Genomic DNA, 23,957 nt, shown 5'->3' with positions numbered 1-23,957 from the left:
ATAACGAAATGGTATAGCGCATTTAAAAGATCGCAATCAAAAAAATAAAAAAAGACATTCACTTATTTTTGCTAAATTGGGGAGGGTGGGATTCGAACCCACGTAGGCAAAGCCAACAGATTTACAGTCTGCCCCGGTTAACCACTTCGGTACCGCCCCTTAAAAGCCGACTGTCGGAGTCGAACCGACGACCTGCGGTTTACAAGACCGCTGCTCTGGCCAGCTGAGCTAAGTCGGCAAATAACAAACTAATAGTTAGTTTATAAAAATAAAAATTATTAGTCAATAGAATAATAACAAACAATTAATGCTATCTTCTTATCAATCTATTTGTTGCCAGAAAGAAAAATTTTAAAAACAAGAGCACAAAAAAAAATCATAAAACTAAAAATTAAAATTAAATAATAATTAATTTTTTTATTTCTCAATAAATAAAAAAATATCAGCCTAGTAGATTCAAGCCCAAAAGAAGCAGAGCTTAAAATAATAGTAAGATCAAGATAAAATTTCTGAAAATTGTAAACAAAAATATTGTAAGAACCGGCTAAAAAAACGAATAAACTCAATAAAGAATTTAAAAACAACACAATAACCAAGATTCTAATAAAATTTGAAAAATATCTTAGATTTTTTACTTTAAAAGCTCTCATGAAATTTATAAATTTTTTATTATGAAAAGTGCTTGATTGATAATTTCTAAAAGATTGCCAATAACATCAGCTAATGTAATTTTTTTATTTTCATTTGCCATTGACTTATAAGAAACTGTTAAAGATTTTCGAATAAAAACATTATGATTTTCTAAAAGAGCCAAACATCTCTTTTTAAGCTCGATAAAATAATCTACAAATCTATTTGAAGCTTTATCAATAGTAATCGACTCATTTAAACACCACTTCAAAATCCTTTCCTTATAAGGATCATCGATTTTACTTTCTCTTTTATACCTTTCAAACTCTTCATTTTTATAATCAATCTCAAAGTAAATATTATAAATTTCTTTTTTCAAGCCAGTAATATTATTTTCAATGTCAACATATATATTTCTCAAGTCATGATTATTAATTAATACAACATTATTTATAGTCCTTAAAACTTCCATCATTCTAACATCATATATATTTTTAAAAAAATCATTAAGAAAATATAACTTTTTAAAACTATAATTACCAAGATTTAATTCGTTAAAAATCTCACCTTTTAAATTAAAAATTACACCAGGATCTCTAACAAGGCTTTTTATTTCCTTGGTCACAAGAACTTTTAAAGAACTATCACGCCTTTCAATGGCCTGCCCCATAACATTTAAAAATAAAATGTTCTCATAAAAATTTTTCACATCAAAAAAGGGTACATATTTTTTGGGAGACGCTACCGGGTTTTTGCAATACACCCTAAAAACATCTAAATAAGGCAAAGTTCTAGACAAGACAACAATCTTAGATACAATCGATAAAACGTTTTTTAATACATATTCTACTCGGGACAAATGATCTTCTCTTGAAATTATTTCTGAATTACTAATATCATCAGATATTAAAAAATAATTTGATATAATACTTTTAACAATGCTCTCATCTATCTCAATATCTTTTAATGTATATAAAATATCAAAAAAATAATTCAAATACTTACTAACACTTGAAAAGCTAATTCCAAATCCAACCTCAAGGTCAACGATACTAATATTCTCAACATTATCCAAAAGATCTACATTGAAAAATGAAAAAAAAGATTTGTACGGAAAAAACGCCAAACTATTAAAAACATAATAAAACTCAAACATATCAGAGACGGTTTTATAAATATTAGCCGGAATAGAATTAATATACTCATTTATTTTAATCTTAAGAGATTCTTCTAAATCGTTTTGAGTTTTTTCTTTTTTCAAAAAAAGCTCATATTCGCCTTCATCTAAAAAATCTTCTAAATTTTTCTTAGAATGAATAACTTTATTTTGAATAATTTCTAAAATAGTTTGTTCAACAACAATACCACCTTTTTCTAATTTTTTAAAAAATTCTTTCAATTCCATTGAATATCGACAAACACTAAAAAACATTTCTACAAAACCAACATACAAACATTCTCTCTTAAAATCTATTACTGGATTTTTACACATTTCATTAATTTGATTTTCTAGATTTTTTATAACATAAGCTTTATAAATATCTTCTTTACTTTTATCCTTCTGAAAAAAATTTAAAATAGTTAACCACATTTTCATAAGAAATGACTCTTCCATTAAACGCCCTGAAAGAAATTTTTCAAGCTGAGAATCAACACAAGGCTCATTACTACAATTGGGCAAAACAAACTCGGAAGAATTCAAACCTAAGCTTTTTCTTATATCATTCATCAATCTATTTTTGGTCTCTTTTGAAAGCTGACCTATAGCGTTGTATACACTATTGTTATTACCACTCATAAAACCCCAATAAAACCATTTAAAAATACAAGCACTACTTACAACATACTTCAAATAAATTAAAATTGTAAATCAATTTTAGAAAAAAATTATTTACACTATAATATAATTTTATATGAATCTAGGCAATAATAATCAAAATATAATTAAAATTGGCAAAATATTTAAAAAAAACAACTACGAATTTTATTTAGTTGGAGGCGCCTTAAGAGACTTGCTGCTTAATAAACAGCCTTGCGATTTTGATTTTGCAACAAATGCAACTCCTGAAGAAATAATAAAATTATTTCCAAATAACATCAAAACAGGAATAAAACATGGAACAATTGGTATTATCTTTAATAAAAAAATCTTTGAAATCACCACATACAGAATAGAAAAAGAATATGAAAAAAACAGAATCCCTAAACAAGTAGAGTATACTAAAAATTTAATTAAAGATCTTAAAAGAAGAGATTTTACAATCAATGCAATTGCAATGGATATTTTCAGTTTTAACATAATAGATTGCTATGATGGGAAAAAAGATCTTAATAAAAAAATAATAAGATGCATAGGAAATCCCAATAAAAGACTTGAAGAAGACGCCCTTAGAATACTTAGAGCAGCAAGATTCTCATCTACACTTAATTTTAACATTGAAAAAAATACTTTAATTTCGATGAAATACAAAAAAGAAAATATTTTACTGATTTCAAAGGAAAGAATAAAAAACGAATTTTACAAATTGTTAGAAGGCACAAATATACAAAAAGGAATTTATTATCTTAAAAAAGTTGATTTTTTTAAGAATTTTTTCAATCTAGAAATAAAAACAAAATTAATCAAAAAAACTGCACTGCTTAACAAAGACAAATTTTATCTAAAGGCAATTACTATATTAACGATTGAAAAACCTATAAAAGAATTAAAAGAAAAATTAACTTTGCTTAAATTCTCAAACAAAGAAATTAAGTTAATTTTATTTTATAGAAGCATAATCGATAATAACAATATTTTTAATATCAAGAAATTAAGTGATATTAGATACTTGCTTAGCAAAAGCACAAGGGAACATTATAAAGAAATAATTGATATATATAAAGCACTCAAAGGGAAAAAGAAAAAATATTTATTTATAACAAAAAACATAAAAAGAAAAAAATTACTAAAAAATCCTCTCTCTTTAAAAGATTTGAAAATAAACGGAAAAGATATTCAAAATTTAAAACAAATAGAAAACAAAAATATAGGTATAATTTTAAACATTCTGCTAAGCTATGTAATTGAAAATCCCAAACTTAATACTAAAAATTATCTTATAAAAAAAATAAAAACCTTAAAGATTAATATCTTCCATGGCCTTTAAAGCTACTTCAGCTGCTCTCATTTCGGCCTCTTTTTTAGACTTGCCCTTTCCATTTGATATAAACTTTTCTCCAACATAAAGTTCAACGCAAAAAACTTTATCGTGATCTGGACCTATTTCCTTGTCTAGCTTATAACTTGGCGAGATTTTATATTTCTTTTGAACATATTCTTGCAACAAACTCTTATAATCTTTAAAATCGCCCCTATTAAACATCAATCTTATATACATATCAAAAAGTCCAACCACAAATTCTGTTGCCATTAAAAACCCACTATCAAGATAAATAGCTCCTACAAGGGCTTCAATAGCATCCGCAAGAATGCCTTTTTTGTTGCGACCATCATTACTCTCCTCCCCTCTGCCAAGTAAAATATAAGAACCAAGATCAATTTCTCTAGCAATACTAGATAGGGAATCTTCGCTAACAATATAAGATCTTGCTTTACTAAGTTCTCCTTCACTTTTATTTGGATAAGTTTTATAAAGATGATCTGTGATGATCAAATTAAGCACAGAATCTCCCAAAAATTCTAATCTCTCATTGTTACCAGATTTTTGATCCAACTCATTAGAATACGAAGAATGGCTTAATGCTGTATTTAATAAATCAAAGTCATTAAAATTAATGCTCAAATTTTCCAAAAATTCACTTAATTGAATTTTTCTTTCGCTACCAAAACAAAAATCGGAAGATTTTTTTTTCATCAACCTTTTCTCTTTTTAATAAAATTAACAACATCACCTACTGTCTCAAATTCATTGGCCTCGTTTTCCGGAATCTTATCATCAAAAGCCTCTTCAAGTAAATATAAAAGCTCATAAATATCAAGACTATCCGCACTAAGATCCTCAACAAATCTAGAGTCTATGGTGATTTCATCTTCTTTTTTATCAAGCTGCTCAGATATAATAGACCGAACCTTACTAAAAATTTCATCATTATCCATGAATACACCTTCCTTGCTCAAACTACAAACCTATTTCTAGATATTGGTTATTCCTATAATATCCACATTTTAAACAAATTCTGTGCCTCACTCCAAGATTGCCACAATTAGAACATTCTTGAAATTGTGGAATTTTCTTTCTCATATTGATACTACGCCTTGTTCTACTCCTAGATTTTGAAGGCTTAAATTTTGGAACAGCCATTACTTTCTCCTACTACTTTTAAACTACATTAAATTATCTTAATAATATATATATTAACCAAGTCATTTGTCAATAAACTTAGATTTTAATCTATTAAACACCAATTCTGGAACAAAATCAGAAAGATCAACATCCTTTTTTCTCATCAATTCCTTTACAAAATCCGATCTTACATATAAATGCTCCGCACTACTTGGCAAAAATATAGTATCGATTTTAAAATTTAATTTATTATTAACAAGATATCTCTCAAACTCTATATCAAAATCATTAAAAGCCCTAATTCCCCTAACAATAAATTTAATAGAATTAATTAATGCATAATCAACAATAAATCCGCTATACCTATCTACAAATACATTTGAAAAATTTAAAGACAAAATAACATCTTTTGTGAGACTAAATCTCTCAATATCAGTTAATAAATATTTTTTTGATTTATTTTTAGCGACTAAAACAACAACTTTGTCAAAAATGGCCAAAGATCTTTTAATTAAATCAATATGACCCCAGGTAATTGGATCAAAAGATCCTGGAAAAACTGCCACCTTCATATCAACAAAGCCTAAATCCCCTATTGATATCTTTAAGAATTTTTTTACGCCATATTGGTTGTTCTTTTAAATTTTCAAATTCAATTTCTTTGATAATTTTGAAACATAAATATTCTCCTCTAGAAGATGTATCCACAATAAAAAATTTACCAACACCTCTATAAACCAATTTTTCACTATTTGAAAGATTATTCTCAACCGTCAATTTGTTAATAGCGCAATCAAAATGAACGGGCTTATCTTCATTTTCAACCTTTAAAGACATACTAAAAACAAGATCATTTATTTTTTTTTCACAAATAGCACAAGTAATGTCAAAATTTATTCTTGTTTTAAACTTTATACTTCTTCTTCTAAATTTACCTTTAAAAACATTTTGTTTATCTGGATTTAAAACAGTAGATTTACTATTAGAATTGTTTAACGGGCAAAGATTTTGACTTTTACTCTCAGAATTTAACTTTTTATTTTTAAAACCATAAAAACGCTTATTGTATTTCTGAAAATTACTAATACCCTTAAACTTACTCTGAGTATATTTCAAAATCAACTCTCCTTAACGACAACAAATAAATATTTGTCCTACAAAAATAAAAAATTAGTAAGAATAGTTAACTAGTGTCCTTAATCGCAGCAAATGCATGACCAAGCTTGCTAAAATTATTTTTTAAAACATCAAAAATCATAAATCTCTGAATAAAAACTCGTACAACAAAAAATCATTCAAAAATGATTTTTAATCATAATCTAATTTGCTTCATCTCATGACCTAATTTACTAAAATATTTAAAATAACTTAAAAATTAATGTCTAATCTTTTTAGTATTAAGACGCTCCTTTATCTTCATAGCAGCTTTACCAATTCTATTTCTCATATAATAAAGCTTTGCTCTTCTAACCTTTCCTTTTCTTAAAACTTCAACTTTTTCTATAATAGGAGAGTATACTGGAAAAATTTTTTCAACGCCTATTCCTGAAGAAATTTTCCTAACTAAAAACGTTTTGCCAATTCCTTTATTTTGAAAAGCAATAATAATCCCTTCAAAACTCTGCAACCTTTCATTACTACCTTCAATAATTTTATAAACAACCTTTACAGTATCTCCCACATTAAAGACAAAAGTCTCATTTTTCTTATTCTGAGCTTCAATTTTTCTTATCAAATCCATCATCTTCTCCTATTATCTCTAAATATTTAAGGTATAAATCATATCTATTTTTCTTAGTTTTTTCTATAGCTTTAAAAAGCCTCCAATTCTTTATATTTTCATGATGCCCTGAAACAAGAACTTCTGGAACCTTTATCCCCATGAAATTATAAGGCCTAGTATAATGAGGATATTCAAGTAACCCATTTTTCACACCAAATGATTCTTCTAATAAAGAATTAGGATTTATTACTCCATCCAGCAGTCTATATAAACTATCTATTAACACAAGAGCCGCAATCTCTCCTGAAGATAAAACATAATCTCCAATGGAAATCTCAAAATCAACATACAAATCTATAATACGTTGATCAATCCCTTCATATCTTCCACAAATTATAACAATTTCTTCTTTTTTTGACAAGGAATAAGCTAATTCTTGGGTATACTTTATACCAGAAGGACTTAAAAATATTGTTGTTTTCTTAGTAGCTTCTACATACTCAAGAGCAAAAGACATGGGTTCAGCCTTTAATACCATCCCAGCACCTCCTCCATAAGGCACATCATCACATCTTTTATATTTATCTTTTGAAAACTCTCTAACATCAATAAGCTCAAAACTTACTATTCCTTTGTCAATAGCTTTTTTCATTATTGAATTCTCAAAAAATGGTTTAATTATTACTGGGAAAAGGGATATAACTGTAAATTTCATCTTAAAAGATCTAAAACCTTAAGCTCAATTGTTTTCTTACTAGTATCTATATCTCCAATATAAATGCCTAAAAAAGGGATAAAAAAAAACTTAATACCCACTTTAACCTCAAGAAATACACTATTTAAATATTCAAAGAAAGCTACAACTTCTCCTAACTTCCTATTGTCATTAACAATAGCATAGCCAATCAATTTTCCCAAATAATATTCGCCTTCTTTCAAACTCGATGCAAGCGCATCATCAACCCACAATTCAAAACCAATCAAAGGCTTAACTGACTCGGGGGTATTAATTCCTTCAAACTTCAAAAATAAGGAATTGCTCTTTATATTAACATCCACAATTTTAACTTCAATGGCAAAACCATTGCTTTTTTTCAAAAGAACTTTATTATTTTTTAGGTTAATAAAATCATAAAAATTATTGGATATGCTTTTGACCTTAGCATATCCATTAACTCCATAAGACGACAATATCACGCCTTTAATAAACATAAATCAATCTAAAATTTCCAATTGCACTCGCCTATTGGTTTTAGCAGCACAAGCTCCAAGCAAAGTCCTAATAGCTCGTGCAATACGACCTCGTCTCCCAATTATCTTGCCTACATCACTTTGAGAAACTCTTAATTCTAAAATAGTTGATTTTTCCCCTTCAATTACATTTAGTTTTACTTCATCTTGTTTGTCTACAAGAGACTTTACTATAAACTCTATAAGTTCAATCTCATTTCCATACTCTTTCATCTAAACCTCCTGACTTTTAGCATTCAAGTTGTTTTTATTTAAAAGCATTTTCACCGTATCACTTAAAATTGCTCCCTTGCTTATCCAATCTTTCATTCTATCTTCCTTAATTTTTATTTGATTTTGCTTTTCAACAGGATGATAATAACCAAGCTCTTCAATTGCCCTACCATCTCTAGGAGAAGCAGAATCCATAACCACAATCCTATAATAAGGTCTTTTCTTGGCCCCCATTCTCTTCAATCTTATCTTAACGCTCAAATTTATTCCTCCTTATTTTCCCAAAAGGGATGCAATCTTATTTTGAAAATCTTTATTTTTCATTTTTTTCATAATCAAAGCTGTTTGACTAAACTTTTTTATGAGCTTATTAACATCAAAAATAGTCGTTCCACTTCCTAAAGCTATTCTTTTTTTTCTTGAAGGATTGTTCAAAATAACTGGGTTTACTCTTTCTTTTTTAGTCATGGAAAGAATAATAGCCTCTTCTCTATTAAAACTTTCTTCATTCAAATCACCCATATTCAACATTGTTTTTGAAACACCTGGTAAAAAACTTACAAAATTAGAAAACCCTCCCATTTGTCTCATGCGTCTAAATTGGCTTAAATAGTCTTCAAAATTAAAACTAGCTTTATTAATTTTTTCTTCAAGTTTAATAACCTCTTCTTTGTCAACAATACTTTGAACCTTCTCTACAAGACTAACAACATCCCCCATGCCAAGAATTCTAGAAGCAATTCTTTCTGGGTAAAAGAAATCAAGATCTTCAATTTTTTCTCCAACCCCAATAAATTTAATAGGAACTGCACAAATGCTTTTAAACGACAGTACAGCGCCTCCTCTGGTATCTGAATCAAACTTAGAAAATATTGCACCAGTAAGCCCAACATTCTCATTAAATTCCTTAGCAATATTTGCTGCAACTTGCCCCATCATAGAGTCTAGCACCAAAATGGTTTCTGCTGGATGCAAAATCTCCTTAATTTTTTTTATCTCTTCAACTAATGAAGATTCAACCTCAAGTCGTCCTCTAGTATCAACTATTACAGAATCAAAAAACTCAGACTCGGCAAACCTCATAGCGGCTTTAACAATCTTAATAGGATCTTTTTCTCCTTCAAGTGAAAATACCGGAACATCTATTTGATTGCCCAATATTTTTAACTGCTCTATAGCCGCTGCTCTAAATGTATCGGCAGCTACAAGAAGCACTTTTCTATTTTCTTTTTTAAGCCTTAAAGAAAGCTTAACACATGTTGTAGTCTTGCCAGAACCTTGAAGTCCAAGCATAAGAACATAAGATTGTTTATTAACAGGATGTAAGCTAAGCTCACAACTTTTGCCTCCCAAAAATTTAACAAGATTATCATTGACAATTTTAATAAACTGAGATTTAGGATCAATACCTCTTAAAACTTTCACTCCCTTGGATTCTTCAATTATAGAATTTAAAAAACGTCTTACAACTCTTAAGTTAACATCAGCGTCAACTAATGAATTTTTGATAATTTCAATAGCCTCTGCAATATTTTTGTCATTTATTGTAGATTTCCCAGAAAGATAATTTACAAAATTTTTAAAATTTGACCCCAAACTTTCAAGCATCAAAAATAACCCTTATTCTCAAAAATAATCTTATCAAATATAAGATACAAAAAAAGGCAATATTAATCAATATCTCCTCCTGTCAAATAAAATTTATTAAAAATAACACTAGAAGCGGGCCCAACAACAGAAATTTCGGTATCTAATGAACTAAGCTTTAATACCACATTTTCTTTATTGCGATTTTTAATCTCTTCTTTTAACAAATCGAAAAAAGCTTTTAATTTAAAACTTTGACCATAGAGCACTAAATAATTAAAATCGAGCATTCTTTGAATATTAATAATAATTATTGCCAAATATTTAACCGTATCTTCCATAATTTTATTTATAAAATCATATTTTTCATAAAGAGAAAAAATATCATATATTGTAACCTTTTTCAATCTACCTTCATACTTTTCATAAAGCTCAGGAATCTCACCATTCATAAATTCTTTCGAGATTAATCTCTGCAAAGCAAAATTAGATATTAGCATATTAACACAACCTTTATTACCACAAGTTGGGCAATTTTTCTCTCCTTCATAATCAATTATCATGTGGCTAACCATACCTGACTTATTATTAAAACCGGGATAAACATTGCCACCTGACCAAATAGAAAGTTCAGCAGTATCCGTATAGTCAAAAAACATAATATTATCTATATTTTTACCCATAAATTCAGCAAGAGATAAATTTTTAACATAGCTTTCAAGATAAACTGTAAGTGAAAAATATTCCTCAAGTATTCTCTTAACAGGAACATCTTTTTCAATCCACGCTCCATAACTGTCATTAACAATGCCTGATTCTTTATCTTTTATTAAACCTATAATACTAAAACCTAAGCCAATAAACTTATCTCTTGAGAAATTATGCTTCCAAATAATTTCTATCATATGATCTTTTATTTTTTCTAAAATATCATAAGCACTAACTGGGGGTTCAAAAGAATGAGTCTCGCTTATTAAAACCTCACATTTAAGATTAGCAATACCTATTTGAAAATAATTACTAGAAATAATAACTCCCATTGAATACGCATAATCTTTATTAATATCAAGAAGTATTTCTTTTCGTCCATGTTTTTTAATATCAGATACTCTAGAGCCAACTTCGATTAAAAGATTTTCTTTTATCATTTGATTAGTCAAAATAGTAACCGCAGCATTTGTTAAGGTTAACTTACGAGCTAAGTCTGTTCTTGAATATTGCATATTTTTCAAACTAAGAAGAATTTTTTTTCTATTTCCACCCCTAATTGAAACCATATTTTCACCTTGCATAATACACCTCCTTTATTTTTTAAAATAAAAAAATATTATAGAATATCATATCAAAAAAACCCAATATAATATTCTATCTACTCCTCAAAGACAAACATACCTTTATAAGGTTAAAAATATTTTACATCATAATAACAGATTCATAAACTATTAAAAATTTACAGCTTAACAAAAAAATGAATAAAATCATTTTTATAAAAACTCATCAATAAAAATTAATTAGATTTATAAAATAATAAACACAAGAAAAGCTATTTGCCCAAAAACTAAAACTTTAACTTAGTTTTTCCTTAAAATAAGAAAATTCCATAGTAAAACTGCCTCTCCCTTTAGTAGAACTTCTTAAAATAGAAGCATACCCAAAAAGCTTCTCGAAAGCCGCCTCTGATTTTATCAAATCATACTCTCCAACATTGTTAACGGAATGAATAACACCCTCTATAATACTTAATGAAGAAATAATTTCTCCTGTATGCTCAATAGGTGTTCTAATTTCCAATAACATTATTGGCTCAAGTCTAATAGGGTATGTTTTTTGAAAAATATTATGAAAAGCAAATCCTGAAATTGATTCAAAAACACTCTCACTAATCTTACTAGTCTCACAGACAATAGAAAAAATGATAACATTAATATCAATAATAGGATATCCAAAAATTCCACTTACAAATGCAGCTGTAATTCCCCTCAATATTGCAGATTTAATTGCAGAATCAATACCACATTCGAAATCAATTTTATTTCCTTCACCCCGTGACAAAGGTTTAATGATCATTCCAATTTTAAAATCAATATTTTTGCCAGCAAAGATATTATTAAACCTAAAAACTTCTTTTACAATTTTACCCGCACTCTCTCTGTAGCTTACTTGAGGTTTTCCTGTATGAACATTAAGATTAAATTCATCTTTAACTCTAGTCAGAATAATCTCAAGATGCAATTCGCCCATCCCAGATATAATCAATTGCCCTGTTTCTTTGCTCTCAGAATAACTAAAAGTAGGATCTTCTTTAGATATTATTTCAAAAATTTGCTTTAGCCTAACCTCATCTGATGATCTTTCAGGCTCAACAGACATTAAAACAACTGGCTCTGGAAACATAACAGATTCAAGCAAAATATTATTGTCTTTCTCAATAAGAGTATCCCCTGTAACAGAAAACTTTAATCCTAAAACAGCACCAATGTCACCTGCTTTCACGAAATCTATTTGTTCATTTTTATTTGAAAAAACTCTAAAAATTTTTGTAAACTTTTCACGCTTACCATTTGAAGCATTGACAATTTTTTTATTAGCATTAATCTCACCAGAATAAACCCTAACAAAATAAAGATGAGAAGCAATTACACTTGAATACTGAACTTTAAAAACAAGAGCTGACAATTTTTTATTTTCATTAGGATCAACTAAAATTTTTTTATTTGTATCTAAAGAAAAAGCAGCAAAATTTTTTTCAAAAGGACTTGGTAAATAATCTACAATCGAATCAATTAAAGACTCTATTCCAATATTTTTTAAACTAGTTCCCATTAAAACAGGAATAATAAATCTAGAAATAGTGCCTCTTCTAATCTCGCTCTTAATAATATCTAAACCAATCTCTTTGTCTTCAAGAAATAATTGAGTAATTTCTTCACTAAATTGGCTAAGAATGTCTATTAATTTTTTCTTAAAAAGAACTACTTTTTCAATAAATTCTTCTCTAACTTGGCTATAAGTTAATTTTGGAACTCCCTTTTCCATTACAAAATGAAGTTCTTTATTTAAAATAATATCAACTACTCCTTCAAAATTGCTTTCATTTCCAATTGGAATTTGCAAAACTAAAGGAATAGTTTTAAACTTATTTTCAATATCTCCTACAACTTTGAAAAAATCAGCACCTATTCTATCCATCTTATTAACATAAGCGAGTCGTGGAATTTCATATTTTTCTGCTTGCTTCCAAACAGTTTCTGTTTGAGCTTGAATTCCATCAACAGCGCTAAAAATAACAACGCCCCCATCAAGAACTCGAAGAGATCTTTCAACTTCTGCAGTAAAATCAACATGCCCTGGAGTGTCAATAATGTTTATTTGGCAACCCTTCCAATGGCAAGTAATAGCAGCCGAACTAATAGTAATTCCTCTTTCTTGCTCTTGAGGCATCCAATCAGTAACAGTGTTTCCAGAATCAACATCTCCCATTTTATGACTTTTGCCAGTATAATAAATAATTCTTTCCGTGGTAGTAGTTTTGCCAGCATCAATATGAGCCATAATTCCAATATTTCTAATACCCATAAAATCCCCAACAACAACTTAAAGCCTTAATACAGATAAAATAATCATTATTGCAAGTCAACCCTTTTAATAAAATTGTTATTTTATATCGCGCTCGCAACATTTGTGCTTATCGTGACAAAAACAATTACAATTTTCAAGCAATGCCTTATGCATCCATAAATATTTCTCAAGATCACTCATGATGTCATCTATAATATTAGCAGTACCATAATCACAAGCAGCATCAATTAATCTTCTCATTTCAAAAATATTTTTCAAAATCTCAGAAAGACTACAAACAATGCTTTGCATTGAAAGTAAAAAATTAGAAGTTGATTCAATATCAAGTTCCTTAATAAAGGATTTTTTCATAAACTCAGAATATCTAAATTCAGAATCATATCCAAGCATTCTTGAACGTTCTGCAACAATATCAATAATCTTTTCAACATATTCATAAAGATCTTGGGTTTTTTTGTGAATAACAAAGAAATTAGTATCTTTTATATTCCAATGAATACCTCTTAAATTAGAATAAAAAATATGCAAACTTGCCAACAGTTCTTGTAATTTTAACTGTATTGCTTCTAAATCATCCTTTTTTATATAACTTAAATACTTTTCCATAACTATCTCCCTAATACAATTATTATAATGCATAATGAGATATAATTATGCATTATAATATTATAATAAATAAAAAGAAAAAGGATCTTTGATGAAGAAATTGATTTTGATTTTTGCACTATTTTTGTCTCAAGCATGCAATTTAAATACAATACATCCATTAGATACAAAAGAAGATATGAAAATCCTATATTCAGAAATTGCTGAATTGAGAAAAAATTTAAATCTAAACCATCTAGAAATAGATGATACTCTTGAAAAAGTTGCAAAAGAATATGCTATCAAACTAGGCGAAAATAAAACACTAACTCATACCCTTTTTGGCACAACCCCAATGCAAAGAATACACAAATATGATAACACCTTTAATTTAACAAGAGAGATACTAGCATCAGGAGTCGAACTTGACAGCGTAGTTAATGCATGGCTTAATAGCCCGAGCCACAAAGAAGCTCTTGTTAATACAGATACAAATAAAATAGGTGGCTATAGATTGAAAACAGCTAACAATGTTAATATATTTGTGGTTCTTTTTGGAAAAAGAAAAGAGAAGAATTGACACTATTAAAACTTATACTGTATACTATCTATTAGCAAAAAGGGCTCATAGCTCAGTTGGTCAGAGCGCCTGCCTTACAAGCAGGATGTCGGGAGTTCGAATCTCTCTGGGCCCAAAAATAACCTAAACTTTAATTACTTTTAATTCTAAGACCAAGTTTATTTTAGAATTTTCAAGTATATTGTTTAATTTTTTTTGAACTGCATTGGCTTTTTCTAGATTTTCAAAAAGAAAAATAAACGCTCCTCCTTTACCAGAACCACTCAACTTACCAGAAAGAGCACCTAGCTCGAGTCCCCTATTTATCAACCAATTAAGAGTATCATTAGACAACCCTAAGCGCTTTAAACATCGGTGTGCGATATTCATTTCGCTAGCTAAAGAATATACATCCTTATTCAGAAAAGAAATAAAAGCATTGTTTACAGCAAGACCAAGTTTTTCAATAAAAACACATAAATCGGAATTAGATAATAACTGTTTTTTTAAATTAACAACAATTTCTTTAGTCGTAAAATCTCTTTTTATCGCTCCTATTAAAAAATAAAAACCAGAATCTTTTAATTTTATTGAATTTAAAACATCTTCTTTTTTCTCCAAATAAAAAGTTCCACCAAGATCAATCAGTCCAATATCCATTCCAGAAGATTTTCCATGAAAAATGTTTTCAATTTGATTTGCTAACAAAATTTTATTACAATCCCTGTATTCAAAATGACTTGTAATATATTCTGCAAAACACAAACTAAGACTAGCAGAAGAACCAAGGCCAACTCCAATAGGAATTTCAGAAAAAATGGTAAACTCAATCGGATTAACTTTGCTATAATTTGAAACAATAAAGCTTATTAAGACATTTAATCTTGTACTGGGCTCTCCTAAATATTTCCAATTTTTAGACACTCTGTAAACCAGATCCATATAAATTGGAACCGTGGCTCCAATAACTGGAAACCCGTAAACAGCGCTATGTTCGCCTAAGAATAATATTTTAGCAGGCTTCCTTATTCTTAGCATTTATCGCTTTCGAACTTAATACTTTCACGCTCTAAAACAATCGGAATAATTTTTGACAAATCAAAAGCTTTAATATTAGGCCTGTAAACTAAAAAAGTTTCATTTCCAGCCCCCAAAGCTTTAATCAAATCACATTGATATCGAAGGTGTTCAAAACTTGGAGGCAAAGTTGCTGAAACCCCTATTGCCTCTCCAATTGCCAATCCTAATTCTTTAGCTCTTCTTAAACTAGAAATTAATGCGGACTTAGAACTACCAACACTTGAAACAAGTTTTTTCATCTCCAAATTACATTTCAATATAAAATCTAAAATAGAATCTCTATGTTTATTGTACTCATAAATAGAATCGGTAGTTTTAACTGCTTGCAAACCCTGCATCAAATAAAAATCATCAAACTCTACAACACCTAGCTGCCTGCATTTAGGAGTAAAACCACCTTCAAACTCAATAGCACCTCCAAAAATACTAGTGGCAATATCGTATCCACTACCTATTCCTCCTTGAGAGTGTCTATAAGCTTCCAAACAATATTTAAAAATTTCACCTTTATCAACAACATTAGTAACATTATAAATTAAAAAAAGTCCACAAACTATGCCAATAGCAACAACAGCGCTTGAGCCAAATCCCTTTTTAGTTCCATCATTAAAGAAAAAATTGCTTGTATCAATATACACATCATATGCGATGCTCTCTAGATTAAAAAAATAATTTTGATTCAAATACGCAAACATTTTAAAAACAAAATCATTTCTACTTTCTATTAAAGAAAAATCGTCTATCTTTTTCTTTTTGCTAAAGAAACGCCAAGAATCGCTCTTTTTAAAAGAAAAAAATGCTCTCTTGTCGATAGCAATTGCCAACCCCAATCCCTTTTCCTCTAAAATAGTATATTCCCCCATTAAAAGCAAATTTCCAGGCACAGAAAAACTAATTAAATCCATTCTAAATCACACCCAACCTTTGAAACAATAAAATTAATGCTAGTAAAATTTTGCTTAAGTCCTTTTAAAATAATATTTAAATTTTTTTCCAAACAAATAAACTTCACTTGGGGGCCTGCATCCATTGTCTCAAATACAAAAATTCCTTCATTTCTCAAATTAGCAGCATATTTAATTAAATCTATTGTACTACTTTTAAAATAAAAAATAGAAGATGCAAACATTAAAGCAAACATATTTTGATAACTTTTTACAATATTTGCTCCAAAATGTATAAAGTCTTTTTTTAAAAAAAAATATAAAGCATCTTTAAAAATCTTTTTACTAGAAGCAATCCAAGCATCATAATAAAATTCATGGTGTTTACAAATATTCATTGCGGCTCTTGAAGACAACTCTTTTTCATTAGTATCAATTATGGCAAATATTATGCGCAAATCATTAAAATAAGATTGATCTCTTAATTGAAAAGATTCTTTTGAACCTTCTTTTAAAATAGTAAATCCCCCATAAATAGCCCTTGATGCAGAAGCTGATCCTACTCTTGCAAGATTAGATGCACTATTAAAAGAATATTTATTAAAATATTTCAAAATACAAGCAGCAATTGAAGCAAAACCTGAACTCGAACTTGCAAGGCCTGCTGCTGTTGGAAAATTGTTTTCACTTTTAATTCTAAATCTAACATTTGGTTCATTAAGAATTTTTCTTGCATAATCAAAAAACACCTTTTCTCTATTTTGCAGTATAATTGGCCTTGAATTTAAAATTATTTCATCTCGATCTGAAAGCTCAAGCTCACTTATTGAATAAAACTTATCAACACTAACAGCAAGACTAGAGGTTGCTGGAACATTTAAACAAACATCCTTCTTGCCCCAATATTTAATTAAAGCCAAACTTGCATTAACTTTGCACTTTACCTTCATTCTCTAACCTTATTTTCTTTAAAATTTTAAAAGCAAAATCAAAAGAATAAATATCCATTCTTTCCATTTCTAATAATAATTTGTTTTTCTCAAAATCAGAAATATCATATTTTGTCTTTAACAGGTAAAGTATTTTATTAACATGCAATCTCATGTGACCTTTTTGAATTCCATCAAATGCAAGAGCCCTTAATGCGGCAAAATTACTAGCAAGCCCAACACAAGCAAGAATGCCAATGAATTCACTCTTACTATTTACATTCATAATTTTAAAACTTAAAATTGAAGCTTCACTAAAAGATATAACCCCGCCTTTAGTTCCAACTTGCAAAGGAATTTCAATTTCTCCAACCAAAGCATTATCAATAGTATAAAATTTACTAAGGGGAAGATATTTTCCGCTTTTTGAAGCAAACCTATGCACAGAAGCCTCAAGCGCTCTTGTATCATTAAAAGTAGCAAGGCACACTCCTGTAATCCCATTCATAATACCTTTATTATTAGTAACAGCTCGCTCCTCTTCATAGAAACCTATATTAGAAATAAGTTCAATTTTTTTAGCTAAATTAAAAGAATTCTCTTTATTTAATAGCAAATGTTTATAATCTAAAACAAAACAAGCCTTGACTGTAAATTCACTAATATCATTGCTTAAAACTTTTAAAACACATTCATATCCAAATTCTAAAAAAATACGTTCTGCTATACGCTCTGCAATTGAGTTTAGCAAATTAGCACCCATAGCATCACAGGTGTCTAAATAAAGATTCAATTTTTGAATACCAAGCTCTTTAATATACTTAGTTGACAATCTTCTAAATCCACCTCCTCTTTGATTCATATTAAACAAAAGAGGTTCAATCCAAGTTTTGATTTTATCATCAAGATCAATAAAAATTTTACTTAAATCTTTCTCTGATTTTATATAAATCTGAGAAATTCCCAACACTTCACCTAAAGAATACTTCAAATTAGCATTTTCAAGAATTTTTGCTGCAAAATTTAAGGCAGCAACAACAGAAGATTCTTCTGTTGCAATAGGCAATGAATAGTATTTGCCATTTATTTTCAAATTCTTTACAATTCCAATAGGAAAAGACAAATATCCAATATAATTTTCTATCATATTAAAAAGAAAATCTTCATCAGCATTATTATAAAAAAAATCTTCAAAAGATAATCCTAAAAAACTTTTTATCTCTTGCCTTTTTTCTAAAACACTTTTATGTCTAAAATTTTTGCTAAGCTCCATAAAACTGCTTAAAAACTCCAAGCTCAGCAAGCAAGTAACTACTTAAAAAATACTTATTATTTCTAAGTTCTGACAAATTTTTACTTCCACTTAAAAACATAGACATTTTTAAAACATGCTCATAATCAGAAAAAAGATTAAATACAGAATCTTCTCCTGAATCGTAAAAAGCCCTAAGAACAACTGCTGCAACACCTATGAGCTTAGCTCCAAGAGCAATACCTTTGGCAATATCCATGCCCGTCTCATATCCACCAGATGCAAAAATATTAGCCTTTAGAGAATCATCAATGCTAAGCAAAGTAAAAATCGAAGGAATACCCCAATCAGAAAAACAAGATGCAATATTTAGATTATTGCCCTTTATGCCTTCTACTAAAACCCAATTAGTTCCACCACTTCCAGCAAGATCAATATAAGAAACACCAAGCTTAAATAATTCCTTAACATCATTTGGTGAAATTCCAAAACCTGTCTCTTTTACAATCAATGGAACACTTAGAAAGTCAGACAATTTAGCTATTGACTCTTTTATTCCTTTAAAATTTCTGTCTCCATTAACATTCATCAATTCCTGCCCTGAATTGAGATGAACAATAATTGCATCAACTTCCAATCTCTTGATCATTTCAGCTACTCTGGAAATACCAAATTCAACAATTTGAACAGCACCAACATTGGCAAACAAAGGAATATTATGGGCATATTTTTTAAGAGTAAAGTCTTTTATGTACTCAGGATACTTAAACAAAAGTTTAAAAGAGCCTAAACCAATGGGAATTTTTAAATAATTTGCAATTTTAACTAAAGATTTGTTAAAATCATTCCCTTCTTTACTGCCCCCTGTCATGGAAGAAATAAAAACAGGCATGCTAATATTGTATCCGAATATTTCTTCTTTTATGTTTATCTCAGAAAAATTAAAATCACTAAGAGCATTATGCTTTAGCTTAATAAACTTTAAAAAATTGCATCCGCTTTTAACATTGTTTTCATTCAAACAAATCTCAATATGCCTTTTTTTATTTTCTAATATATTAGGCTCGATACCCATAAACTCGGTATCCATCATTTCTTAGTTCTTTTAAATAAAATCCTCTAGATTCACCAGGAATTATTTTATTTTGAAAGAAATCTTTATATTCTTCAAAATCCGCATTATTTCTATTTTTTAAAAGTCCATCAAGATCCCATAATTTAACAACATCAAAAGCACCTTTCTCAATAGTAAATTCATAAATAACCATGATATTACCAGATCCATAAGAACAAAACAATATCTTTTCCCCTGAAATATCTTTCTTAGAAAATACTCTTTTTAAATAAAATGCTAAAGATAGAAAAATTGAACCCGTATACAAATTCCCCACTTCCATGGCAGCTTCAACTCCATCGTAAAAATCTATTGATTCTAAATAAGCATTTCTAACAGATTCGTCATCACTATAATATTTTTTTAAAATATAATGCATTGAATCTATTGGCATCTTAGCAAAAGGAACATGTAAAATAAATCTATAATTAGAAAATAAATCTTTCATGTTAAGCTGCTTTTTGAAAGCAAAATCTCTTAAAGCATTTTCGTTTGCATTATTGTAACATTCAACCGAATATTGGCCTCTCACCTTAGCTTCAACGCTTCCAAAAGGCCTAAAAAAATCATCAACATCATCGGTATAAACTCCAAATTCAGATAAATTGATCGAGAGTAGCTTTGGATTTTTTTCAACCAGAATTGCAGTTGCACCAGCTCCTTGGGTAATCTCAGCCGTAGTAAGATTGCTATAATGCGCAATATCTGAAGAAAAAACTATGCCATATTCAGAATTATTAGAATGACTTAAAACACTTGCTACACTATGTAAAGACATAGCAGCACCAGCGCACGCATGTTGAACTTGGAAAGTTAGAAAATTATTTCTCAGACAAATACCCGACTGCTTTAAAGCTCCAAAAACATAAGAAGAAATTGACTTTGAATGATCAACACCTGTCTCAGTTCCTCCCAAAAGCATTCTAATTTTGCTTAAATCAAGGTTATTGTTGTCAAAAATAAGCTTAACAGCCGAACTTGCCATGGTTACACTGTCTTCATTAGGACTTGTAAACCTAAAACCCTTTTGCAAGGTTGCATCTATTGCTCTATTGATTTTTTTAAAAAAAACTTCATTAGAATGATATAAAGAATTTTTTAAAAGAACAGAAAAGTCTAAATAATTTAAAGGTAAAAAAATCCTAATATCACTAATACCTATTTTCATACACTCCTCACTACACTAATGAACCTAACATTATATTATAATATGCAAAAATTATCAAAATCTTATATAATGAAACCTAAAAAGGAAGTTTATGAAAATAGCTGTACTTTTATCTGGAGGAGTTGATAGTTCTGTTGCCCTTTATAGAATTATAAACAAAGGATATGCAAATATAAAATGTTACTATCTAAAAATTTGGCTTGAAGATGAACTATCTTATATTGGAAACTGCCCTTGGCAAGAAGATTTAAATTACGTTGAGGCTGTATGTAACAAATTTAATGTTCCGTTTGAAATAATAAACTTTCAAAAAGAATATTATAACAAAGTGGTAAGCTATACTATTGAGGAACTAAAAAATGGAAATACCCCAAGTCCAGATATTTTTTGCAATCAAAGAATAAAGTTTGGGGCATTTTTTGAGAAAATCAACGAACAATATGATTTGGTTGTCACAGGACATTACGCTAAAATACAAATAAAAGAAAAAAGATTTTTTTTAAAACAGGCAAAAGATAAAATTAAAGACCAAAGCTACTTTTTATCTCACCTCTCTCAAAAACAAATTTCAAAACTATACTTCCCATTAGGAACATTACTTAAAAGCGAAGTAAGACAAATAGCTAAAAATATAAATTTGCCCAACAAAGATAGAAAAGATAGTCAAGGTATTTGCTTTTTAGGGAAAATTAAATATAACGAATTTATTAAATATCACCTTGGCGAGAAAAAAGGCAATATAATTGAAAAAGAAACGGGAAAAATAATAGGGGTTCATAACGGATATTGGTTTTTTACAGTTGGACAAAGAAGAGGAATTAAGCTTAGCAACGGACCGTGGTTCGTCATAGAAAAAGATTTAAAAAAAAATATTATATATATCTCCCATAACGAGAATTATTTAAAACAAGCAAAACGCAAATTTTCAGTTCACGAAATACATTGGATAAATGGTGTACCTTCAGATTTTGAAAATTTAAAAATTAAAATAAGACATGGTGAAAAGAAATACTCGTGCAAATTAAAATTTATCACAAATAACTTAATTGAAATTTCTTTAAATAAAAAAGATCAAGGAATCTCCCCAGGGCAATTTGCAATCTTTTATAAAAACACAGAATGTCTAGGAGGTGCTAAAATTTTTAAAATCATAGAATAATAGTCCGCCAAAAAGCTAGAGAAGATTGAAAAAACCTTCTCCTTACTTTTCGATCTTAAAATAATCAACGGATTCTTTTAAATCTTTTACACTCTCTAGCATTTTTTCAGACATTGCAGAAAGTTCTTCGCTACTTGAAGCTGTGGTCTGAACTAACTGACTAACTTGTTCTATTGCGTTTTTAAATTGCTCTATTTGAACACTTTGTTTAGAGCTTTCATCAGAAATATTTTTCACAAGTCTAGCCGTTTGCTCCATACCAGGAACTATTTGCTCAAAATTTTCTCCAGCACGACTTGCAACAGTCAAACTTCTGTTTGCAATATCAATAATCTCTCTTGCTGATTCCTTGCTTTGATCCGCAAGCTTTCTAACCTCAGCAGCTACCACTTCAAACCCCTTGCCTTTTTCCCCCACTCGTGCGGCCTCAATCGAGGCATTTAAAGCGAGCAAATTAGTTTGCCTTGTTATCTCATCAATAATTCCAATTTTTTCAGTAATTACAGTCATTGCCTCAATAGCTTTAACAACAGATTTATGCCCTTCTTTAGTCCTCTCATTGGTATTAACAGCAATTTTTTCAGTAGTAGATGCATTTTCGGTATTTTCAGAAACACCTTGTGATATTTGCTCAATATTTGCTGTCATTTGCTCTAAAGTAGAAGCCTGCTCAACAGCGCCAGAACTTAAATTCTGACTTGCATTTGCTATTTGAATCGCATTTTCATAAAGGTAATCAAGGTTCTCAATGACCCCTTTCGCAACTGAAGAAAAATTAGTTCTCAATTGTTCAAGACCTTCGTATAAGCTATATAACTCCACAGTATCCCATTTATCAAAATTAACATCAGCAGTAAAATTACCAGAAGCAAGTCGCTCAGAATATTCTAATATCTTATTCAAAGAAGAGCTCAACTTTTTCACAAGATAAAGAGTTGCAATAGCAAGAATAAACAATGTAAATGCAAAACTAATGGCCAAGATTAAAGATGTAACTCGTGACATATAATAAAAATCATCCTCTGAAATTCTCATTAAAAGAATAAATCTACTATTAGACAAGCTTAAAAGCACCTTTTGACTAATTCCCACATATTTTTTACTGCTAACAGGATCATAATAATAAACGGTTGAAATTTCTTTATTTTTTTGCAATAAATCTTCAGATGTTTTTTTAAGAATATTGGAATAAGAGATACTAATATCAGTCATAAGATCACCCGGAAATACTGTATGATGAACTAAAAATCTACCTGTGACATCATAAGCTAATGCACGACCGCTAGAGAGTATTCCAAAATTAATTCCTCTAAAAGACCTATGTATATAATCTATTGAATAAAAGAACATAAAATAACCAAAAATATCGCCCGTTCCAAAATCCCTTAATGGTATACCTATTAATATATAAGGAATCTGACCTTTTTTATTTTTTATCTTGGAAATATTTTTAACTAAAGACTCCTCAATAGACCCAGGATCTGCCAACATGACATAAGAATTGTAAACAATGCTTTGAGACTCTTTAAGTTTTGCAAAATATTCTTTATCACCAATAGACTTGCCAAAATCACTATTATCCTTAACAGCCGTAGTAAAAACTATTTCGCCTTCCTTGTTTGTAACCATCATATTACTACCAGTTTGAACAAGAATTTCAGATTGATCTGAAATAAAACCCAACCTTTTGGATCTAATTTTACTATCTCCATTAAATTTTTCAGCAGAATTAAAATACATGGAACTTACCCTAACTTTCTCTTCCATTGAAGAAATATAAAGGTTAAAAGAACTTTTAATGTTTCCAATAAGATTTATCATAAGATCAAACTGCTGATCTACTAATTTACTATTAATCAACATTCCAAACACAAAAAACAAAATTGATATAAAGAATGCTATCAGAATAAGAACAAGTAGCAACATCCTAGCTTTCAGCTTCATACTAACCACCTCTTTTT

26 protein-coding genes and 3 tRNA genes are annotated in these 23,957 nt (G+C 29.1%); 4 read left to right on the top strand and 25 right to left on the bottom strand.

Features of this window, described 5'->3' with window-relative positions; translation table 11 throughout:
- Positions 1-77: 77 nt before the first annotated feature.
- The 4 genes from QIA21_RS04185 to QIA21_RS04170 form a co-directional block, all read right to left on the bottom strand.
- Positions 78-159, bottom strand: a tRNA-Tyr gene (locus tag QIA21_RS04185).
- 5 nt (positions 160-164) lie between these two features.
- Positions 165-238, bottom strand: a tRNA-Thr gene (locus QIA21_RS04180).
- A gap of 88 nt (positions 239-326) precedes the next feature.
- Entirely contained in the window at positions 327-650 is a 324-nt protein-coding gene (locus QIA21_RS04175; RefSeq protein ID WP_301393234.1) for a hypothetical protein, read from the bottom strand.
- Positions 651-655: 5 nt separating this feature from the next.
- A complete protein-coding gene (locus tag QIA21_RS04170) occupies positions 656-2,428 on the bottom strand; it encodes a hypothetical protein (RefSeq protein ID WP_301393233.1) in 1,773 nt (590 codons plus the stop codon).
- 115 nt (positions 2,429-2,543) lie between these two features.
- Between QIA21_RS04170 and QIA21_RS04165 the strand changes: the two genes are divergently transcribed.
- On the top strand, positions 2,544-3,776 hold the full coding sequence (locus tag QIA21_RS04165) for a CCA tRNA nucleotidyltransferase (RefSeq protein ID WP_301393232.1): 1,233 nt from the start codon (positions 2,544-2,546) through the stop codon (positions 3,774-3,776).
- On the opposite strand, the gene rnc is transcribed toward QIA21_RS04165, so the two are convergent.
- From rnc to QIA21_RS04095, 14 genes are all read right to left on the bottom strand, one after another.
- Positions 3,747-4,484 (bottom strand): ribonuclease III, encoded by a 738-nt coding sequence (gene rnc, locus QIA21_RS04160; protein WP_301393231.1) that lies wholly within the window; start codon positions 4,482-4,484, stop codon positions 3,747-3,749. The two genes, QIA21_RS04165 and rnc, sit on opposite strands and share 30 nt — an antisense overlap.
- Positions 4,484-4,726 (bottom strand): acyl carrier protein, encoded by a 243-nt coding sequence (gene acpP / locus QIA21_RS04155; RefSeq protein ID WP_091971771.1) that lies wholly within the window; start codon positions 4,724-4,726, stop codon positions 4,484-4,486. Before acpP ends, rnc begins: the two co-directional genes overlap by 1 nt.
- 22 nt (positions 4,727-4,748) lie before the next feature.
- Positions 4,749-4,931, bottom strand: a complete 183-nt coding sequence (gene rpmF / locus QIA21_RS04150) for a 50S ribosomal protein L32 (protein WP_002557290.1) — start codon at positions 4,929-4,931, stop codon at positions 4,749-4,751.
- Between the two features lie 62 nt (positions 4,932-4,993).
- Complete coding sequence (coaD, locus tag QIA21_RS04145) at positions 4,994-5,485, bottom strand: pantetheine-phosphate adenylyltransferase (protein ID WP_091971773.1); 492 nt, start codon at positions 5,483-5,485, stop codon at positions 4,994-4,996.
- Between the two features lies 1 nt (position 5,486).
- Complete coding sequence (locus QIA21_RS04140; RefSeq protein ID WP_301393230.1) at positions 5,487-6,029, bottom strand: hypothetical protein; 543 nt, start codon at positions 6,027-6,029, stop codon at positions 5,487-5,489.
- 259 nt (positions 6,030-6,288) lie between these two features.
- On the bottom strand, positions 6,289-6,654 hold the full coding sequence (rplS, locus tag QIA21_RS04135) for a 50S ribosomal protein L19 (RefSeq protein WP_091971778.1): 366 nt from the start codon (positions 6,652-6,654) through the stop codon (positions 6,289-6,291).
- Positions 6,632-7,351: a tRNA (guanosine(37)-N1)-methyltransferase TrmD gene (gene trmD, locus QIA21_RS04130; RefSeq protein WP_091971780.1), complete on the bottom strand. Its 720-nt coding sequence runs from the start codon at positions 7,349-7,351 to the stop codon at positions 6,632-6,634. The genes rplS and trmD overlap by 23 nt, the downstream gene beginning before the upstream one ends.
- On the bottom strand, positions 7,348-7,848 hold the full coding sequence (gene rimM, locus QIA21_RS04125; RefSeq protein ID WP_301393229.1) for a ribosome maturation factor RimM: 501 nt from the start codon (positions 7,846-7,848) through the stop codon (positions 7,348-7,350). The genes trmD and rimM overlap by 4 nt, the downstream gene beginning before the upstream one ends.
- A 3-nt stretch (positions 7,849-7,851) precedes the next feature.
- Positions 7,852-8,100, bottom strand: a complete 249-nt coding sequence (locus QIA21_RS04120) for a KH domain-containing protein (RefSeq protein ID WP_004791279.1) — start codon at positions 8,098-8,100, stop codon at positions 7,852-7,854.
- Positions 8,101-8,361, bottom strand: a complete 261-nt coding sequence (gene rpsP, locus QIA21_RS04115) for a 30S ribosomal protein S16 (RefSeq protein ID WP_301393228.1) — start codon at positions 8,359-8,361, stop codon at positions 8,101-8,103. It abuts the gene before it with no gap.
- A gap of 12 nt (positions 8,362-8,373) precedes the next feature.
- Complete coding sequence (gene ffh / locus QIA21_RS04110) at positions 8,374-9,708, bottom strand: signal recognition particle protein (RefSeq protein WP_301393390.1); 1,335 nt, start codon at positions 9,706-9,708, stop codon at positions 8,374-8,376.
- A gap of 62 nt (positions 9,709-9,770) precedes the next feature.
- Positions 9,771-10,979 carry a host adaptation transcriptional regulator BadR gene (badR, locus tag QIA21_RS04105; RefSeq protein ID WP_301393227.1) on the bottom strand — a complete coding sequence of 403 codons (1,209 nt, stop codon included), beginning with the start codon at positions 10,977-10,979 and terminating at the stop codon, positions 9,771-9,773.
- Between the two features lie 274 nt (positions 10,980-11,253).
- Positions 11,254-13,263 carry an elongation factor G gene (gene fusA, locus QIA21_RS04100; protein ID WP_301393226.1) on the bottom strand — a complete coding sequence of 670 codons (2,010 nt, stop codon included), beginning with the start codon at positions 13,261-13,263 and terminating at the stop codon, positions 11,254-11,256.
- Between the two features lie 78 nt (positions 13,264-13,341).
- Complete coding sequence (locus QIA21_RS04095; protein ID WP_301393225.1) at positions 13,342-13,872, bottom strand: Dps family protein; 531 nt, start codon at positions 13,870-13,872, stop codon at positions 13,342-13,344.
- Positions 13,873-13,963: 91 nt separating this feature from the next.
- Between QIA21_RS04095 and QIA21_RS04090 the strand changes: the two genes are divergently transcribed.
- Together QIA21_RS04090 and QIA21_RS04085 are read left to right on the top strand one after the other, a co-directional pair.
- On the top strand, positions 13,964-14,431 hold the full coding sequence (locus tag QIA21_RS04090) for a BB0689 family surface lipoprotein (RefSeq protein ID WP_301393224.1): 468 nt from the start codon (positions 13,964-13,966) through the stop codon (positions 14,429-14,431).
- A gap of 41 nt (positions 14,432-14,472) precedes the next feature.
- Positions 14,473-14,546: transfer RNA gene (locus QIA21_RS04085), tRNA-Val, on the top strand.
- An 8-nt stretch (positions 14,547-14,554) separates the two neighbouring features.
- Here the strand turns inward: QIA21_RS04085 and mvk are convergent.
- The 6 genes from mvk to QIA21_RS04055 are packed head-to-tail and all read right to left on the bottom strand — an operon-like array spanning position 14,555 to position 20,837.
- The gene (gene mvk / locus QIA21_RS04080) at positions 14,555-15,448 is read right to left on the bottom strand and encodes a mevalonate kinase (protein ID WP_301393223.1); all 894 of its coding nucleotides are present in this window, start codon (positions 15,446-15,448) and stop codon (positions 14,555-14,557) included.
- Positions 15,442-16,395, bottom strand: a complete 954-nt coding sequence (locus QIA21_RS04075; RefSeq protein WP_301393222.1) for a GHMP family kinase ATP-binding protein — start codon at positions 16,393-16,395, stop codon at positions 15,442-15,444. The genes mvk and QIA21_RS04075 overlap by 7 nt, the downstream gene beginning before the upstream one ends.
- Positions 16,386-17,324 (bottom strand): diphosphomevalonate decarboxylase, encoded by a 939-nt coding sequence (gene mvaD, locus QIA21_RS04070; RefSeq protein WP_301393221.1) that lies wholly within the window; start codon positions 17,322-17,324, stop codon positions 16,386-16,388. Before mvaD ends, QIA21_RS04075 begins: the two co-directional genes overlap by 10 nt.
- Complete coding sequence (locus tag QIA21_RS04065) at positions 17,302-18,576, bottom strand: hydroxymethylglutaryl-CoA reductase, degradative (RefSeq protein ID WP_236736385.1); 1,275 nt, start codon at positions 18,574-18,576, stop codon at positions 17,302-17,304. The genes mvaD and QIA21_RS04065 overlap by 23 nt, the downstream gene beginning before the upstream one ends.
- Complete coding sequence (gene fni, locus QIA21_RS04060; RefSeq protein ID WP_301393388.1) at positions 18,566-19,630, bottom strand: type 2 isopentenyl-diphosphate Delta-isomerase; 1,065 nt, start codon at positions 19,628-19,630, stop codon at positions 18,566-18,568. The genes QIA21_RS04065 and fni overlap by 11 nt, the downstream gene beginning before the upstream one ends.
- The gene (locus QIA21_RS04055) at positions 19,614-20,837 is read right to left on the bottom strand and encodes a hydroxymethylglutaryl-CoA synthase (protein ID WP_301393220.1); all 1,224 of its coding nucleotides are present in this window, start codon (positions 20,835-20,837) and stop codon (positions 19,614-19,616) included. Before QIA21_RS04055 ends, fni begins: the two co-directional genes overlap by 17 nt.
- A 91-nt stretch (positions 20,838-20,928) precedes the next feature.
- Between QIA21_RS04055 and mnmA the strand changes: the two genes are divergently transcribed.
- A complete protein-coding gene (gene mnmA / locus QIA21_RS04050; protein ID WP_091971806.1) occupies positions 20,929-21,996 on the top strand; it encodes a tRNA 2-thiouridine(34) synthase MnmA in 1,068 nt (355 codons plus the stop codon).
- Positions 21,997-22,038: 42 nt separating this feature from the next.
- Here the strand turns inward: mnmA and QIA21_RS04045 are convergent, their stop codons facing one another.
- Positions 22,039-23,940 carry a methyl-accepting chemotaxis protein gene (locus QIA21_RS04045; RefSeq protein ID WP_301393219.1) on the bottom strand — a complete coding sequence of 634 codons (1,902 nt, stop codon included), beginning with the start codon at positions 23,938-23,940 and terminating at the stop codon, positions 22,039-22,041.
- Between the last annotated feature and the right edge of the window lie 17 nt (positions 23,941-23,957).

It is taken from the genome of Borreliella japonica (assembly GCF_030438115.2).
Lineage (GTDB): Bacteria > Spirochaetota > Spirochaetia > Borreliales > Borreliaceae > Borreliella > Borreliella japonica.
This window is presented reverse-complemented; position numbering and strand designations above follow the sequence as displayed.